The organism is Flavobacterium sp., assembly GCF_035292545.1.
Classification (GTDB): domain Bacteria; phylum Bacteroidota; class Bacteroidia; order Flavobacteriales; family Flavobacteriaceae; genus Flavobacterium.
Genome location: NZ_DATDPV010000002.1, coordinates 63056 through 80294, shown reverse-complemented (window position 1 = coordinate 80294; position 17239 = coordinate 63056). Strand labels below are relative to the sequence as shown.

At 35.6% G+C, this 17239-nt stretch carries 15 protein-coding genes; 8 read left to right on the top strand and 7 right to left on the bottom strand.

What is annotated here, in order from left to right; all coding sequences use genetic code 11:
- Together VI621_RS00510 and VI621_RS00505 are read left to right on the top strand one after the other, a co-directional pair.
- On the top strand, positions 1 to 1839 hold a 1839-nt coding region (locus VI621_RS00510; RefSeq protein WP_324216430.1), incomplete at its 5' end, for a class I tRNA ligase family protein.
- A 77-nt stretch (positions 1840 to 1916) separates the two neighbouring features.
- Positions 1917 to 2588: a zinc metallopeptidase gene (locus VI621_RS00505; RefSeq protein ID WP_324216429.1), complete on the top strand. Its 672-nt coding sequence runs from the start codon at positions 1917 to 1919 to the stop codon at positions 2586 to 2588.
- Between the two features lie 204 nt (positions 2589 to 2792).
- Here VI621_RS00505 and VI621_RS00500 read toward each other — a convergent pair whose 3' ends face one another.
- Both VI621_RS00500 and VI621_RS00495 read right to left on the bottom strand, forming a co-directional pair.
- On the bottom strand, positions 2793 to 3263 hold the full coding sequence (locus tag VI621_RS00500) for an Lrp/AsnC family transcriptional regulator (protein ID WP_324216428.1): 471 nt from the start codon (positions 3261 to 3263) through the stop codon (positions 2793 to 2795).
- A 192-nt stretch (positions 3264 to 3455) separates the two neighbouring features.
- Entirely contained in the window at positions 3456 to 4826 is a 1371-nt protein-coding gene (locus VI621_RS00495) for a saccharopine dehydrogenase family protein (protein ID WP_324216427.1), read from the bottom strand.
- 261 nt (positions 4827 to 5087) lie between these two features.
- Here VI621_RS00495 and VI621_RS00490 point away from each other — a divergent pair, with 261 nt between their 5' ends.
- The gene (locus VI621_RS00490) at positions 5088 to 5474 is read left to right on the top strand and encodes a DUF423 domain-containing protein (RefSeq protein WP_324216426.1); all 387 of its coding nucleotides are present in this window, start codon (positions 5088 to 5090) and stop codon (positions 5472 to 5474) included.
- A 125-nt stretch (positions 5475 to 5599) separates the two neighbouring features.
- Complete coding sequence (gene pckA, locus VI621_RS00485; protein ID WP_324216425.1) at positions 5600 to 7225, top strand: phosphoenolpyruvate carboxykinase (ATP); 1626 nt, start codon at positions 5600 to 5602, stop codon at positions 7223 to 7225.
- Positions 7226 to 7797: 572 nt separating this feature from the next.
- Here the strand turns inward: pckA and VI621_RS00480 are convergent.
- Positions 7798 to 8565 (bottom strand): uroporphyrinogen-III synthase, encoded by a 768-nt coding sequence (locus VI621_RS00480; protein ID WP_324216424.1) that lies wholly within the window; start codon positions 8563 to 8565, stop codon positions 7798 to 7800.
- Positions 8566 to 8585: 20 nt separating this feature from the next.
- Positions 8586 to 9251 (bottom strand): DUF4271 domain-containing protein, encoded by a 666-nt coding sequence (locus VI621_RS00475; protein ID WP_324216423.1) that lies wholly within the window; start codon positions 9249 to 9251, stop codon positions 8586 to 8588.
- Between the two features lie 105 nt (positions 9252 to 9356).
- Between VI621_RS00475 and VI621_RS00470 the strand changes: the two genes are divergently transcribed.
- The 3 genes from VI621_RS00470 to VI621_RS00460 are packed head-to-tail and all read left to right on the top strand — an operon-like array spanning position 9357 to position 11871.
- A complete protein-coding gene (locus VI621_RS00470; protein WP_324216422.1) occupies positions 9357 to 10082 on the top strand; it encodes a polyprenol monophosphomannose synthase in 726 nt (241 codons plus the stop codon).
- A gap of 13 nt (positions 10083 to 10095) precedes the next feature.
- The gene (locus tag VI621_RS00465; RefSeq protein ID WP_324216421.1) at positions 10096 to 11436 is read left to right on the top strand and encodes a dihydroorotase; all 1341 of its coding nucleotides are present in this window, start codon (positions 10096 to 10098) and stop codon (positions 11434 to 11436) included.
- Between the two features lie 57 nt (positions 11437 to 11493).
- Complete coding sequence (locus VI621_RS00460; RefSeq protein ID WP_324216420.1) at positions 11494 to 11871, top strand: DUF4296 domain-containing protein; 378 nt, start codon at positions 11494 to 11496, stop codon at positions 11869 to 11871.
- Positions 11872 to 11873: 2 nt separating this feature from the next.
- Here VI621_RS00460 and VI621_RS00455 read toward each other — a convergent pair whose 3' ends face one another.
- Positions 11874 to 12908, bottom strand: coding sequence for an NAD-dependent epimerase/dehydratase family protein (locus VI621_RS00455; protein ID WP_324216419.1), 1035 nt, complete (start codon positions 12906 to 12908; stop codon positions 11874 to 11876).
- Positions 12909 to 13022: 114 nt separating this feature from the next.
- Here VI621_RS00455 and tyrS point away from each other — a divergent pair, with 114 nt between their 5' ends.
- Complete coding sequence (gene tyrS / locus VI621_RS00450) at positions 13023 to 14318, top strand: tyrosine--tRNA ligase (RefSeq protein WP_324216418.1); 1296 nt, start codon at positions 13023 to 13025, stop codon at positions 14316 to 14318.
- Positions 14319 to 14329: 11 nt separating this feature from the next.
- On the opposite strand, the gene VI621_RS00445 is transcribed toward tyrS, so the two are convergent.
- Together VI621_RS00445 and VI621_RS00440 are read right to left on the bottom strand one after the other, a co-directional pair.
- Positions 14330 to 15310 carry an acyl transferase gene (locus VI621_RS00445; RefSeq protein WP_324216417.1) on the bottom strand — a complete coding sequence of 327 codons (981 nt, stop codon included), beginning with the start codon at positions 15308 to 15310 and terminating at the stop codon, positions 14330 to 14332.
- An 83-nt stretch (positions 15311 to 15393) separates the two neighbouring features.
- Entirely contained in the window at positions 15394 to 17142 is a 1749-nt protein-coding gene (locus VI621_RS00440; RefSeq protein WP_324216416.1) for a T9SS type A sorting domain-containing protein, read from the bottom strand.
- Positions 17143 to 17239: the final 97 nt, after the last annotated feature.

Below are 17239 nucleotides of genomic sequence, written 5' to 3'. Positions count from 1 at the left end.
GATTATGTTTTGGCTGGTTATGGAACAGGCGCAGTTATGGCGGTTCCTTGTGGCGACGAAAGAGATTATGCTTTTGCGAATTTCTTCAAAGGGCAAAACGGAATGCCGGAAATCAAAAACATTTTTGCCGATGTGGATATTTCAAAAGAAGCCTACGGATCGAAAGAGAATGTGATTTTGGCCAATTCCGGTTTCCTAAACGGATTGAATTACAAAGAAGCGACCAAGAAAGTAATCGAAGAATTAGAAAAAATAAGCCAAGGACAAGGTAAAACGAATTACCGTTTGCGTGATGCCGTTTTCTCCCGCCAGAGATATTGGGGAGAACCGTTTCCGGTTTATTATGTAAATGGATTGCCGCAAATGATTGATGCGAAACATTTGCCAATCGCCTTACCGGAAGTAGAAAAATACTTGCCAACCGAAGACGGACAACCGCCATTAGGCAACGCCACCGTTTGGGCCTGGAACACCGAAACCAATCAAATAGTAAATAATGATTTGATTGATAACAAAACTATCCATCCATTAGAATTGAACACGATGCCGGGTTGGGCGGGAAGTTCGTGGTATTGGATGCGTTATATGGATGCGCACAACGAAAACGAATTTGCGAGTAAAGAAGCACTTGCCTATTGGCAAAATGTGGATTTATACATTGGCGGAAGCGAACACGCGACCGGACATTTATTGTATTCCCGTTTTTGGAATAAATTTTTGAAAGACAAAGGATTTGCACCAACCGAAGAACCGTTCAAAAAACTAATTAATCAGGGAATGATTTTGGGGATGAGTGCTTTTGTCTATAGATGGGAATATGGTTTGAAAGATGATTCAATTAATTCAACTCGCAAAAGTATATTTATAAGTAAAGGGTTGATAGAGAATGCAGTTAAAGAGAAAATGCTTATTTCTGAAATTAATGAGAATACTAGAAAAGTATATTTAGATTTGAGAAGTTTTCATAGGAATGTGGGAGATTCGGAAGCACATTGGGGTCATTTTACACCAATTCACGTTGATGTTAATCTTGTTAATTCTTCAGATGAATTAGTTATTGAAAAATTTAAAAATCATCCTTTAAATCAAGATTATAAAGACGCAACCTTCATCACTGAAGAATCTGGAAAATACATCGTTGGACGCGAAGTCGAAAAAATGTCCAAATCAAAATACAACGTAGTTACGCCAGACGACATTTGTAATGATTACGGAGCCGACACGCTTCGTTTATACGAAATGTTCCTAGGCCCATTAGAACAAGCAAAACCCTGGAACACCGCTGGAATTACGGGCGTTTTCGGATTCCTGAAAAAACTGTGGCGTTTGTATTTTGATGAACATAATGGTTTAATCATAACCAATAATGAACCATCGAAAGAAAGTTTGAAAACCTTACACAAAACCATCAAGAAAACCACCGAGGATATTGAGAATTTCTCTTTCAATACTTCAGTAAGCCAGTTTATGATTTGTGTGAATGAATTATCGACGCAAAATTGTCATGAACGTGCGATTTTGGAACCGTTAGCGATTTTGATTTCGCCTTACGCACCGCATATTGCTGAAGAATTATGGAGTCAATTAGGGAATTCCGGTTCGGTTTCTACGGTTGCTTTTCCAATATTTGATGCGAAACATTTAATAGAAAGCAGCAAGGAATATCCGGTTTCTTTCAACGGGAAAATGCGTTTCACCATCGAATTGCCTTTGGATTTAACCAAGGAACAAATCGAGGAAATCATCATGAAAGACGAAAGAACCATCAAGCAACTCGAAGGAAGAACGCCAAACAAAGTGATTATAGTTCCGGGAAAAATTATTAACTTGGTCGGATAATGACAAAATTGCAGTGCTAAAAATTGGCTTGTAATTTGCTATAGGTTTACAAACTTTATATTTTAAAAATAAAAATTATGTATTGGATATTAATAGGTTTAATTATGTTAGTCAGTTGGTTGGTCAGCAACCGATTGAAAAATAAGTTCGAAAAGTATTCTAAACTGCATTTGCAAAATGGAATGTCCGGTGCCGAAATCGCCGAAAAAATGCTAGCCGATCACGGAATTCGCGACGTGAGAGTCATCTCAACTCCAGGACGATTAACGGATCATTACAATCCGCTTGATAAAACAGTCAATTTAAGCGAAGCGGTTTATAACCAAAGAAATGCTGCCGCAGCTGCCGTTGCTGCCCACGAATGTGGTCACGCCGTGCAACATGCCACAGCTTACAGTTGGTTAACCATGCGTTCCAAATTGGTTCCCGTGGTAAGCGTAGCCTCGAATTATGTACAATGGATTCTGATTGCCGGGATTCTTTTAATAAAAACGTTTCCGTCCTTATTATTAATCGGAATCGTGGTTTTCGCAGCAACAACTTTGTTCTCAATTATCACTTTGCCGGTAGAATATGATGCGAGTCATAGGGCTTTGGCTTGGTTGGAAAACAAAAATATGTTGACCCGTGAGGAACACGCAGGAGCAAAAGATTCATTGAAATGGGCTGCAAGAACTTACGTTGTCGCTGCCATCGGATCCATCGCAACGTTATTGTATTACGTTATGATTTACATGAACAGAAGATAATTTCAGTAAAATAAATAGAAAATCCGCATCGAAAGTTGCGGATTTTTTTTTGGAGCGAAAAGTCCGGGCTTTTTTATAAATGCAATTCCCGCTGTCCGCAGTATCTTTTTATTCTTAAAGAAAGAATAAAAAGGATACTTGCTCCCATCGGGGCTAAAAGATTTTTCATTTGAATTTTTATAGATTTTTCAGATTACTAAAAAACTACAACTGTATCTGTCGTTCAATTTGCTGGTCTAAAGAAATAAACGTTTCTGTTCTCGAAACGCCTTCAATCGCCTGGATTTTGGTGTTTAATAATTGCATCAGATGTTCATTATCCCGACAGATTATTTTTATCAAAATCGACCAGTTTCCGGTTGTATAATGACACTCTAACACTTCAGGGATTTTCTTCAGCTCTTTTACCGTTTCCGGGTTTCGAGCGGCTTTGTCTAAATAAATGCCAACAAAAGCCATCGTGTTATAGCCCAAAACCTTATTGCTGACCATGAACTTCGAACCCGAAATCACGCCTGATTGTTCCAGTTTTCGCAACCGCTGGTGAATGGCAGCTCCCGAAATCCCGATTTTATTGGCAATTTGAAGTATCGGTTTTCGGGCATCATCCATCAGGAAACGCAATATTTCTTTGTCGATACCGTCGATTTCTACCGTATGGGCGTTAATTTTCATAACTTATAATTTGTAATTAAAATTTAATTTATAGTTTGAGTAGAAAAGTAAAAATACAAAAAAGCCGTTATTTAGAAACAAATAACGGCTTTTTAATTTTTTAGCCCTGATTGAAATGGAAATCCTTTTTATTTTTGCTACCAAAAATAAAAAGATTGTAATGTAAAGCAGGATTAGCTTCAAATGACACAATTAGCCAATCACACCATTCGGGTTATACCCTTCGTAATGCATTTCTTTTTCATGGAATACCACGCCAAATTCTTCCAGTTCTTTCAAAATCGGCAAGTAGACTTCTTTGTTAATCGGTAATTGTACTCCAGGTGTTTTGATATTTCCGTTTAGGATTTGTAAAGTCGCCATAGCCACCGGTAAACCTACGGTTTTTGCCATTGCGGTATACGTTTGGTCATCGCCAAGGCACACCATTTTAGAATCGATTTGTTTTTTTACACCATTGATTTCAAAACCAAATTTGTGGTACATCACAATCATGTCTTTGTCATCCGGTTGCAATGTCCAACTGTCAGTAAGGATTTTTTCTAAAATTTGGGCAGGAGTAACATTTTTTAAACCAACGATTTTATTAGGATTGAAAAGGTCTAATTCTACCAATTTGTCCCACATCACATCATCCTGATCGATTTTAAGGACATGGCGCAATTTAATAGCGACCGAATCTGTAGGATGATAGGGTAAGAATAAATTCACGAAACTGCGGTAACTCATGGTTTCCGTGTTGTCGACAATATAGCTGTCATCCGTCATCCCTAATTGAACAAACATGTCCCAAGCTTTTGAAAAACCAACTCTTCTCAGAGTACCACGATACAAAGTAAGAACATCGTCAAGACCATAAATGCTTCGGTATTTTAGGGAATCACGGTTGGCATAGCCTTCGAATCTACCGTAACCTTCAACTTCCATAAACTCCGTTCTACGGAATAATTTGTGATACGGAATGTATTTATAAGTGCCTTCCTGAATGAATTTCGCCGCGCCGCCTTGTCCTGCAAGCACTACGTTTCTTGGAGCCCAGGTAAATTTGTAATTCCATAGATTATTATCCGATTCGGGTGCGACTAATCCGCCACAGAACGATTCGAATAAAATCATTTTTCCGCCCTGATCATGAACTTCATCAATAATTTTCATGGCACTCATGTGGTCAATCCCGGGATCGAGACCAATTTCGTTCATGAAAATCAAGTTATTTTCTTTGGCAGCAGCATCCAGTTCCAGCATGGCATCGCTGATATAAGATGCGGTAACCATGTGTTTTTTATAAACAATACAATCTTTCGCCACCTCAATATGCAGGTGTGCCGGCAGCATCGAAATAACGATGTCGGCTTTTTGAATTTCAGTATTTCTCTGGTTTTTATCAAAAATATCCAAAGCAATCGCTGTGGCATTGGGATGATTGTTGGTTTTTTTTTGCGCTAAAGCTAAAGATAAGTCGCCAATAGTAAGGTGTAGGTTTTCCTGGACGGCTTTGTTTAATAAGTACTTTATTAACGAAGAAGCCGATCTCCCGGCTCCGATAATTAGGATGTTTCTCATGGGGTTTGTAATATAACACAAATGTATGAATTTGTTATATTTATAAAAATTTTAAAACTGCAAAAAAAAGACTTATGATGAAAAATCGTGAGTTAATGGTTTATTTAGAATGAAAATTAATTCAGTTCTTATTTTGTTTCTTTTTTTAAGTTGCAAATGTATCATTATTTTTTAGGGCCATAGTGCTAATTATTTTTACAAAAGACACAAATTTCATCACAGAACATATATTTTTGTCTTCTATTTTACAAATCTATAAAAATGGAACGAAAAATTATTTCAACTGCGGCTTTATTAGGGATGATAACAATTGTTTTGGGTGCTTTTGGAGCGCATGCTTTAAAGAAAGTCCTGAATCTTGATGAGTTGAACACTTTTGAAACGGGTGTAAAATATCAAATGTATCATGCGCTTTTTTTGCTTTTCATCGGAACCACAAATCTGATTTCTGAGAAAGCAAAAAAAACGATATTGTATTTGGTAATAACAGGTGTAATCTTCTTTTCAGGTTCCATTTATTTATTAGCCACCAATAGTTTAACTGCTTTTGATTTTAAAGTGATTGGCTTCATAACGCCAATTGGTGGTTTATTGCTGATTTTGGCCTGGTTCATTTTGTTTTTAAATATTTTGAAGAAAAAGGCATAATATTCCGTTAAAAAAATCATATCTGAAATATAATTTTTACTTTTGCGGTCAATATTGCTTAGCAATAGAATAACGCAGAGTAATAACTACAACTACACAATAATAATATACAAATAATAAAAGTTATGACGCATAACAGTCTATCTACTATATCGATTTCGTTAGAAAAATATGGTATAAAAAACACCGAAAATATAATCTATAATCCGTCGTATGAATTTTTATACAACGAAGAATTAAATCCTGATCTGGAAGGTTTCGAGAAAGGACAATTATCAGAACTTGGTGCTGTTAATGTGATGACCGGTGTTTTCACGGGAAGATCTCCAAAAGATAAATATATTGTTGAAGACGCTGTTACGAAAGATACTATTTGGTGGACTTCTGATAAAGCAGTGAACGACAACAAACCAATTTCACAAGATACTTGGAATGCCTTAAAAGAAACAACAGTTAAGGAACTTTCTGGAAAAAGATTATATGTGGTAGATGCTTTTTGCGGTGCGAATGAAAACTCTCGCTTAAAAGTGCGTTTCATCATGGAAGTAGCTTGGCAGGCGCATTTCGTAAAAAACATGTTTATTCGTCCTACTGAAGCAGAATTAGAGAATTTTGGAGAGCCTGATTTCATTGTAATGAACGGTTCTAAAACAAGTTTCAAGGATTATGCGGCACACGGATTAAATTCTGAAGTGTATGTAGCGTTCAATTTAACCGAAAAAATTCAGTTAATTGGCGGAAGTTGGTATGGTGGCGAAATGAAAAAAGGATTGTTCTCGATGATGAACTATTACTTGCCATTAAAAGGAATCGCGTCTATGCACTGTTCGGCTAACAAAGGAGCAGAGGGTGATGTTGCCGTTTTCTTTGGATTATCAGGAACAGGAAAAACAACTTTATCGACTGATCCAAAACGGGAACTAATCGGTGACGATGAACACGGATGGGATAACGACGGTGTTTTCAACTTTGAAGGAGGTTGCTATGCAAAAACGATTGACTTAAGTAAAATAAACGAACCGGATATCCATAATGCAATTCGACGTGACGCATTATTAGAAAATGTTACGCTTGACGCAGATGGTAAAATTGATTTCACCGATGGTTCGGTTACCCAAAATACGCGTGTTTCTTATCCGATTTATCATATTGATAATATTGTAAAACCAGTTTCAAAAGCGGGTCACGCTTCAAAAGTAATCTTCCTTACTGCGGATGCTTTTGGTGTAATGCCTCCGGTTTCTAAATTAACTCCGGAACAAACCAAATATTTCTTCTTGTCAGGATTTACGGCAAAATTAGCCGGAACAGAACGCGGAGTTACAAAACCAGAGCCAACATTCTCGGCTTGTTTTGGTAAAGCTTTCCTTTCGTTACATCCTACAAAATACGGAGAAGAATTGGTAAAGAAAATGGAGGAACACAACGCTACGGCTTATATGGTTAATACAGGCTGGAACGGAACAGGAAAACGTATTTCTATTAAAGACACCCGTGCAATCATCGACAGGATTCTTGATGGTTCTATGGAAAAAGCAGATACACAAATTATTCCAATCTTTAATTTAGAAGTGCCAACCGCTTTAGAAGGAGTGCATACAGAAATTTTAGACCCAAGAGATACTTATGCAGATGCTTCTGAATGGACTGCAAAAGCTACCGATTTGGCACAATTGTTCATCAAAAACTTTGCACAATATGCCGTTAACGAAGAAGGTAAAAACTTAGTGAATGCAGGGCCACAATTGTAATCTAAAGTTTTAATTATACAAAGAGTCTTTCGAAAGAAAGGCTCTTTTTTTGATCAGTGCAGGCTGGAATATATTTTACCATTCTTTATAAATATAATAAGTATACCCTGCTAGAAAGACTGATAACGCTAAATATAGATAAACTAGAAAAGTGTATTTACCTAATTCATAATTACTGTTTTCAATAATTATTTTTTTATTGTTCTTTGTCTCATAGTAATAATAATTCACAATAAACAAAACGATTATACTTACCAGATAATATTTTGGAATGTCATAATTATTATTGATATGTGTAAAAAAGAAGAAAATATTTAATAATGAAAGTAAATTGTTAGTTTGACAAAATGAGATAAAACCAATAACCGGAATCTCTGGGGATGCATTTTCTACTCTACTAGTCTTATAAAGATTGTAGTAGATATATTTATAAAATTTCATGTTTAAAAATTTAAAAATCTGATACGACAGGATTATATATTCCGTTTCTATTTTCAACTATAAAAAAAGCTTTCAGAAATATTTTCTGAAAGCTTTTTTATATGAATTATAAAGTAGTTTTTCTATCGATATTATTTTTCTTTAGGCTCTTTGGTTTCTTTATTTACTTTTGCAATATATTTTTCAAGCGCCATAGTCATGGATGGAGCTTCTGGTGAAGGCGCCATAATGTCCACACGCAATCCGTGGTCTAGAGCTTCTTTTTGAGTAGTACTTCCGAAGACAGCGATTCTGGTATTATTTTGTTCGAAATCAGGGAAATTCATAAACAATGATTTGATTCCTGTTGGACTAAAAAAGGCCAAAACATCATAATAAACATCTGCCAAATCTGACAAGTCACTCATTACGGTTTTATAAAAAACAGCCTGTGTCCAGTCTACTTTTAAATTATTCAGTGTATTCGGTGCTTCTGCATTCAATTGATCTGATGCCGGTAACAAGAATTTTTCGTCCTTGTATTTTTTTATCAATGGAGATAAATCGACAAAATCTTTCTGACCAACATAAATCTTACGTTTTCTATACACTACATATTTTTGCAGATAAAAAGCAACGGCTTCCGACTGGCAAAAATATTTTAATCCTTCAGGAACTTTATAGCGCATTTCTTCAGCTACCCTGAAAAAATGATCCACAGAATTCTTACTCGTTAGGATAATTGCAGTATAATGATTGATATCGATTTTTTGTAGTCTAATGTCTTTCGCATTAACTCCTTCAACGTGAATAAAAGGTCTGAAATCAATTTTTATTTTATGCTTTTGTTGAAGCTCAAAGTAAGGGGAATTCTCTACTTTAGGCTCGGGTTGTGACACCAAAATTGTTTTCACTTTCATATTTGACATTTTCTAATATGCTAACTTTTTGTAAACCAATAATACATAAAATAGTAGGGAGCTATTTCAAGTGCGCAAAGATACAAAATAAAATAAAACATCTTGCTAAATAGTAAGTTTTGATAATTCTTTAAAGAAACAAGATAAGTCAATAAGTTTATTATTAATACAATAGCAATAATCGCGAAAATCAGCGTTTTTGACACATTATTATTATAAAAGAGCATAACGTTAATCGGCAGAAGAAGTAAGCCAATGTAAGTTCTGTAACTTACTTTTTGTAAATTGAACTGTTCTATAAATTCTTCAATATTAAATGAAGTAGCAATGATTTTTTCAATCAGATATTTGGACAAAATAAAAACCCCAAGAAAAGTGACAATTTGAATGTATAGTAGCCAATCGGTTTTTGAAGCATATCCGAAATAATGGAGTGCCAATTGTATAAAAAAAGCAAGAGAAATCAAATGAACAATAAACAGCGTAATATTAAACCAGCTCATTAACTGGCTGTTATCCCGATAAATTTTAATGTATTTATCCGACACCAACAACCTTGAAAACTCACTGAATCTATTCTCAAAAACAGATTTTGTGACAGCAATCAATGCAAAAGACATGACAAATAAAATGGTTGCCCAGTCTTTATTTTCAATTATTCGAGGATGAAGTACGTTTTCAATCATAACGGTACAAAATTACTAAATTTTTATCGCTTTCATTTATTATAATTTTATTAAGAATCGGCAAATATAAAAAGTTTATTTTTGTGACGAAATTCACATCAAGATATGAGCGATAGCCTTGTTATAATCCCCACCTATAACGAAATTGAAAATATAGAAAGTATTGTTAGAGCAGTACTTTCTTTGCATAAATCATTTCACGTTCTTATTGTCGATGATAATTCACCGGATCGAACGGCTGATAAAGTAATTGAACTTCAACAACAATTTGGGAACAAATTATTTTTAGAAAAAAGAGAAAAAAAATCCGGACTCGGAACAGCATATGTGCATGGTTTCAAATGGGCTTTGGCTCGAAAATATGAATTTATTTTCGAAATGGATGCGGATTTTTCCCATAATCCAATGGATTTGGAAAAATTATACGATGCCTGCCATTTCGGTGGTGCCGATGTTGCCATTGGTTCGCGATATGTGACTGGGGTTAATGTGGTCAATTGGCCTTTAAGCCGTGTATTGATGTCCTATTTCGCTTCGGTATATGTGAAAATGATTACCGGAATGAAAATTCATGATGCGACTGCTGGATTTATGTGTTATAGGAGAAAAGTTCTGGAAACCATTAATTTAGATAAAATAAAATTTATTGGTTATGCTTTTCAAATAGAAATGAAATATAGGGCTTATGCCAAAAATTTCCGAATTGTTGAAGTGCCGATTATTTTTACCGACAGAACAAAAGGAGAATCCAAAATGAGCAATGCCATCATAAAAGAGGCCGTTTTTGGAGTAATTTCACTTAGAATAAGAAAGTTTTTTAATCGATTATAAGAAAAGAGATAACATGAATAGGGTTTTAATCAAGAATGCCAAAATTGTCAACGAAGGAACTATTTTTGAAGGCGATGTTTTAATCGAAAACGAATTTATAGTTGAAATTGCCGAAAATATCAGTGCCAAATACTCTGATTGTAAGATTATTGATGCCGAAGGAAATTATTTAATTCCCGGTGCAATCGATGATCAAGTGCATTTTAGAGAACCCGGGCTAACCTATAAAGGTGACATTGCTTCTGAATCCAGCGCAGCTGTTGCCGGAGGAATTACGTCGTTTATTGAGCAGCCAAATACGGTTCCGAATGCCGTTACCCAAGAAATATTAGAAGAAAAATATCAGATAGCTGCCGAGAAATCCTATGCGAATTATTCGTTTATGATGGGAGCAACAAACGATAATTTGGATGAGGTATTAAAAACCAATCCTAAAAACGTTGCGGGAATAAAAATATTTTTGGGTTCTTCCACCGGAAACATGTTGGTGGACAATGAAGCGACTCTGGAAAGAATATTTTCAAGTACGCCAATGTTGATTGCCGTCCATTGTGAAGATGAAGAAACGATTAAAAATAATTTAGAAAAATATAAAGCGGAATACGGCGAAGAAGTTCCTGTTCAGGTTCATCATTTGATTCGGAGCGAAGAAGCCTGTTATATTTCTTCTTCAAAAGCAGTCGCACTAGCCAAAAAAACAGGTGCGAGATTGCATATTTTTCATCTTTCGACAGCAAAAGAGATGGATTTGTTTACAAACAAAATCCCATTGGAAGAAAAGAAAATCACCGCGGAAGTTTGTGTACATCATTTGTGGTTTACCAATGATGATTACGACACCAAAGGGAATTTTATCAAATGGAATCCAGCAATTAAGACCGCCAAAGACAGGGATGCTTTGTGGGAAGCGTTGCTTGACGACAGGATAGATGTTATCGCTACTGACCACGCACCACATACCCTAGAGGAAAAACAACAATCCTATTTAAAAGCACCTTCCGGAGGGCCATTGGTTCAACATGCCGTAGTGGCAATGTTTGAAGCACACCATCAGGGAAAAATTTCGGTGGAGAAAATCGTTGAAAAAATGGCGCACAATCCGGCGAAAATATTCAAAATTGAAAAAAGAGGATTTATAAAAGAAGGATTCTATGCCGATTTGGCTATCGTAAACCCGGGTTTGCCATGGAGCGTCAAGAAAGAGAATATTCTTTCCAAGTGCGGCTGGTCACCTTTTGAAGATTTTACTTTTAAATCAAGAATAACGCATACTTTTGTAAACGGACAATTGGTCTATCATAATTTCAAAGTAAAAGACATTCGTTGCGGTAAAAGATTATTGTTTGACCGTTAATATTGTTTTTAAAAGGTTTGCGAGAACGGGCCTTTTAAAAAATAAATAAATTTATAAATGAAAAAAATTGCCATTTTATTTTTGATATTTTCTGTTTTTGCAAGTTGTCAAAAATCAGCCATAGAAAAACCGGACAAACTTATTGAAGAGGATGTTATGGTTAATATTATTTATGATTTAGCAATTTTAGAAGCTATAAAATCTCAAAATCTGACGCCTCTCGAAACGCATAGTATAAATCCGAATGATTATATTTATAAAAAATATAAAATAGACAGCCTTCAGTTTGCGAAAAATGATAAATATTATGCTTCTGATATTAAGAAGTACAAAAGCATATATGACAGGGTAAACAAAAGAATGGAAGAAAAACTGGCTGTTACCGATACAACTAAAAAGCCTAAGTTAGATTCAGAAACACAAATAGTTCGATAAAACTACTTAGAATGTTTAGATTGTAAAGCAACAATTTCTGTGATATATTCTTTTACATCCCGGAATTCATGATGTAATGTTGTTTTTACTTTTTCGTTTGAATATAAAATAGTGGCGTGCGATGCCCTTGCAGTATCTTTTGAAAACTTTGTTTTCTGTCTAAAAATAGTTGATAAAATCCAGTCTGTTCTCCAAGCTATTTCTGTCATCCAAATTGGGGCATATAGCGTTGGGTTTTTTACTTTTAATGCCTCGGCAATTGTATTCAGAACTTCTCTAAAAGCAATATTTTCTGCAATAACTATAAATCGTTCTCCGTTGATTTGTTTTGCTTGTTCGCTATTGTCCGGGTCACTTTTCATTATTTTTACTAATAGCTGAACCACATCCGTAACGGCAACAAATCCGGTAAAACCTTTGGTATAAAAATGCAACCCTTTGGCTACAGCCGAAAAAATTTCACCACTTCCTTGTTCCCAAAAACCAGGTCCGATGATAACACCAGGATTTATGATTGCTATTTGCAAACCTTCTTGTTGTCCACGCCAAATTTCCATTTCCGCGCCATATTTTGAAATGGCATAATCGCTATGCGGCTTTTCAGGATTCCATTCTATTTCCTCGGTAACGATACTTTCGTGTGGTGCCAAATCGCCAAGTGCGGCAATAGAGCTTACATGGCACAACTTTTTTATTTTGTTGGCAACCGAAAGGTTTACGATGTTTGCGGTTCCTTCAATGTTGACTTTGCGAAGTTGTTCTTCGGATGCACCATCAAAAGAAATTAAGGCCGCACAATGATACACATAGTCAATATTCTCAAAAGCAGTTTCCAAAGCAGGAACATCAGTAATATCCGCTTCCATCCATTCGATTTTATCGAATAAATTTTCTTTTTGATACAGATTAAAAAGAGATTTGGTTTTGTCTATAGATGCTTTATTTCTATAAATGGCACGAACAGATTCCCCATTTTCAATTAAATGAAGTGCTAAATGCGAGCCCACTAAACCTGTTGCGCCTGTGATTAAAATCATGCTGCGAAATTACGAATTATCAATTATCAATTACGAATTATTTTTTTGAATTACCGAATAAACAAATTACCGAAATCAACAATAAATTTTATCTTTGCTCAAATTGATTTAAAAATGAAGAATATAGTTGCAGAATTACAATGGCGCGGTTTGGTTCATGATATTATGCCGGGAACCGAAGAACAATTATTGAAAGAAATGACCGTTACTTATATCGGATTTGATCCAACTTCGGATTCGTTGCATATAGGAAGTCTGGTTCCGATTATACTTTTGGTTCATTTAGAGAAATATGGTCATAAACCAATTGCCCTTGTAGGCGGAGCAACCGGTATGATTGGTGATCCATCCGGAAAATCAGATGAAAGAAATTTATTGGACGAAGCGACTCTGGATAAAAATGTAGCTGGAATAAAACGTGTTTTGTCCCGCTTTTTGGATTTTAATTCCACAGCAGTAAATGCCCCGATATTGGTGAACAATTACGATTGGATGAAAACGTTTTCTTTTATTGATTTTGTGAGAGAAGTCGGAAAAAGAATCACCGTTAATTATATGATGGCCAAAGAATCGGTAAAGAAACGTATATCTGGCGAAGGCGAGGGGATGTCTTTCACGGAATTCACTTATCAGTTAATTCAGGGATACGATTTTTATCATTTGCACAAGCATTACAATTGTTTGCTTCAAATGGGCGGTTCAGACCAATGGGGGAATATTACAACCGGAACAGAATTGGTGCGCAGAATGAATCATGAAGGAGCAAAAGCCTACGCCATGACTTGTCCGTTAATCACGAAAGCTGATGGTTCTAAATTCGGAAAATCGGAAGGTGGAAACATTTGGCTGGATGCCGATAAAACTTCAGTGTATAAATTTTACCAATTTTGGCTGAATACAACCGATGTAGATGCGGAAAAATATATTAAGATTTTTACTTTTTTAGATAAAGATGCTATTGATGCATTAATTGCAGAACACCATGTAGCGCCTCATGTACGGGTATTGCAAAGAAAATTAACTGAGGAATTGACTACGTTTGTTCACTCCAAAGAAGATTTAGAAAAAGCGATTAAAGCCTCCAATATTTTATTTGGAAATGCCACTGCCGAAGATTTGAAACAATTGGATGAAACGACTTTTTTAGAAGTTTTCGAAGGTGTTCCTCAAGCTGAAATTGCAAAGGAGGATATCGAAAACGGAATTGATATCGTTACCGTTTTAAATGAAAAATCAGGCTTTTTAAAATCAAATGGAGAAGCAAGACGTGCGCTGGCAGAAAATTCAATTGCTGTAAATAAAGAGAAAGTTACGGAAGAATTTGTGCTTTCTACAAAAGATTTAATCAACAATCAGTTTGTATTGTTGCAAAGAGGAAAGAAGAATTATTTTGTTTTGAGAATTGTATAAAGAACAATTTTTTACAAAATCATCAAATTGCAACCCCGAATATCAGAATTATCAAAACGTCCCAATACTTCGAAAGAATTGTTGGGATATTTTTTGCCCAAATCCTGTGTGGCAATAAAAGAACAGGAATTAATGTTGGCCAAATCAATCACGTTGATTCCGCCCGTTTTTCCGTTGTCGATATAACTCAAAGCATCTTCGGTATCGCGAACAAGGATTTGCATCCAGGACGGGCATTCAAAAACTCCGTTTCCTAAAGAATAGGCTTGCGATAACAATTCGGTCATTCCATACTCAGAATGGATGGCAGAAACGCCAAAACCTTTGCAAAGTTGTTCGTGTAATTCTTCCCGAATCATTTCTTTTCGTTTGCCTTTCATACCTCCTGTTTCCATGATGATGGTATTTTGCAATTTGAAACTTCTCTTTTCAATTAAATCTAAAAGAGCGTATGTTACGCCAATTAAAACAACATTTTGTCCGGCATTATCCAAAGTGATTAGTTTTTCAATCAACTCTGCATGATTGTGAAGATAAAATCCGCTATCGGGATTATTTGACATTCGAATCAAATCCTCTACCATATAAATTAATGAAGAACCCTCGCGCTCCAAATAGGACGGGAGCAATGCCAAAATGACATAATCTTCGATGTTTCCGTAAAATTGCGAAAAACCGCTGCGGTAGCTTTCTTCATATAAAGTCACATCAGTAACCAAATGCTTGCTGGTAATCATTCCTGTGGTTCCGCTGCTTGTGAAAGTGACTTCAATAGGATTCTCATTGGAAACTACCTGATGGCTTTTGAAAAACTGTATTGGAAGAAATGGAATCTGCTCCAGTGATTTGACTTCTTGTTTATTGATATTTAAATAATTGCAAAATTCGTTGTAAACGAAGTTATTGTCATATTGAAAACGAAACACTTTGAGTGCTATTTTTTCAAATTGCTTTTGATTGGAAATACTAAATATGTCGGAAGCTGTAATCAAGAATTGTTTTTTACAAAAGTAATTAAATAAAAAAAACTCCAACTTTTCAATTGGAGTTTTTAAAATAATATAAGAGAAATTAATTATCTGATGATTAATTTTCTTGTAGCCGTTTTTCCTTCTTCAGTGATTTTCACGATGTAAACACCAGAATTCAAATTAGAAACAACAACAGTATTGTTTATTACTTTAGAAGAAAGTACTTCTTTTCCTAATACATCATATACTTTGATAGACATATCTGCATTTGCAGCAGAAGAAAAGTTTAATATTTTTCCTGATAATGGATTTGGATACATGGATAAACCATCAATTGCATCAAAATCATTTCTTGATAATGTTAAGTCAGCCAAAGAACGGGCAGCAACTCTCGCAACACCATTATTTTCAGAAACTAATACAGAAATATTTCTTGGTCCTTGAGGAATTGCAGCTCCAATATAATCTACTTCAGTAGTTGGAAACATTGTTCTGAAAACCGAAGCATTAAGGTCATTAATAACATAGTCAGTGTTAACTGTGAATACTGCTGTACCGTCACCGGCAGCAAAAGTAACTCCGTTAATTTGTACCAATCTGCTTTCGTAAGCGTCAATGTTTGCTGCAATATCAGCAAGTGTAACCACTTGTGGAGCAATAACATTTCCAGTTGAAGGTTTTGTTGCGTCTTGATTAGGAACAAATTCCATTACGCCATTAAAGTTTATTAATTGACCTCTTAGGCTTGAAATTCCATCTCCAGCTGCAAATGTTGTTGTTATTAGTCCTGCACTATCATCAACCAATATACCAACTGTGGCATCTTGAATGTATTTTTGATTACGTCCTGTAGACAAAGGTCTTGAGAAAGAAACAATAGAGGTACCTGTATAATTTACCCAAGCATTAACTCCTGCGGCTCTTACAGCAGCTAAAGTTACTGCATTCGTATAACTAGCCACTGTAAAGGTTACCGTAGCATTTTTTGCAGGAACTAGTGCAGCATGAGCATTGTCTACTAATTCTACATATACTGTATAAGCTCCCGGGGTAGTTGGAACTGCGATTGGCGTAGTGTCATATTTCATTACTAAAGCTCCGCCATTAATTGTGTAATGTATGTGTCCGTCACCAGTACCATTTGCAACATTAAAGTTACTTACTGATAGTCCCACATTAACATTAGTTGTTTCAGGAGATAGTATCACAGCATTTGCCGGAGAAGTAATTGCAATTGAAGGCGCTGTAGAGCAAATTGAAATCGTAGTTAGCGTATTTCTTGCGCTAGGAGTACCTGTAGTAAAGTCAGTTGCATTGTTATCTGCATCAACGCAACCAGCATTTAATCTTTGTGCTGATAATGAATTGGAAAGTACAGTTCCTGTAGGACCCGTTCCTTCAAAACCATTAGGAGTTGTTCCAAAACCTACTTTGTCGATAATTTGTGTGCCAGTAGGATTAACTCCGGTTTGAGCGGTTGTTACATTTACTAATATTACTTTTCCTGTTGTGCCACTCATAGCTATAGTGCCTGTTGCATCTGGAGTTGGTAAAGCAACACTTGGGGTTCCGCCTGCGGCTTCTTGAACAAGATAGTATTGACCTGGTAATAAAACAACAGGTGTAAGATTTGTAACAGCCCATGAAGTACCTGTCGCAGATGCATATTGCACGGACCATCCTGTTAGGTCTTGTGCTACAGTACCACGATTGAATATCTCGATAAAATCATTTGTATATGTTGCGCCGGAATTACCACCACCACCATAAATTTGACTGATCACTACTTGAGCATTAGACGTAAATCCAGCTACCAGTGCGAAAAGTAACGTAAATAAGTAACTTTTTTTCATTTGATTTGATTTTTTAATAAACACAAAGATAGTAGTATTTTTCTTTGTAAGAAAAAATCAATGTAAAAAAAACATTAAATTAATCAAATAGTGTAAT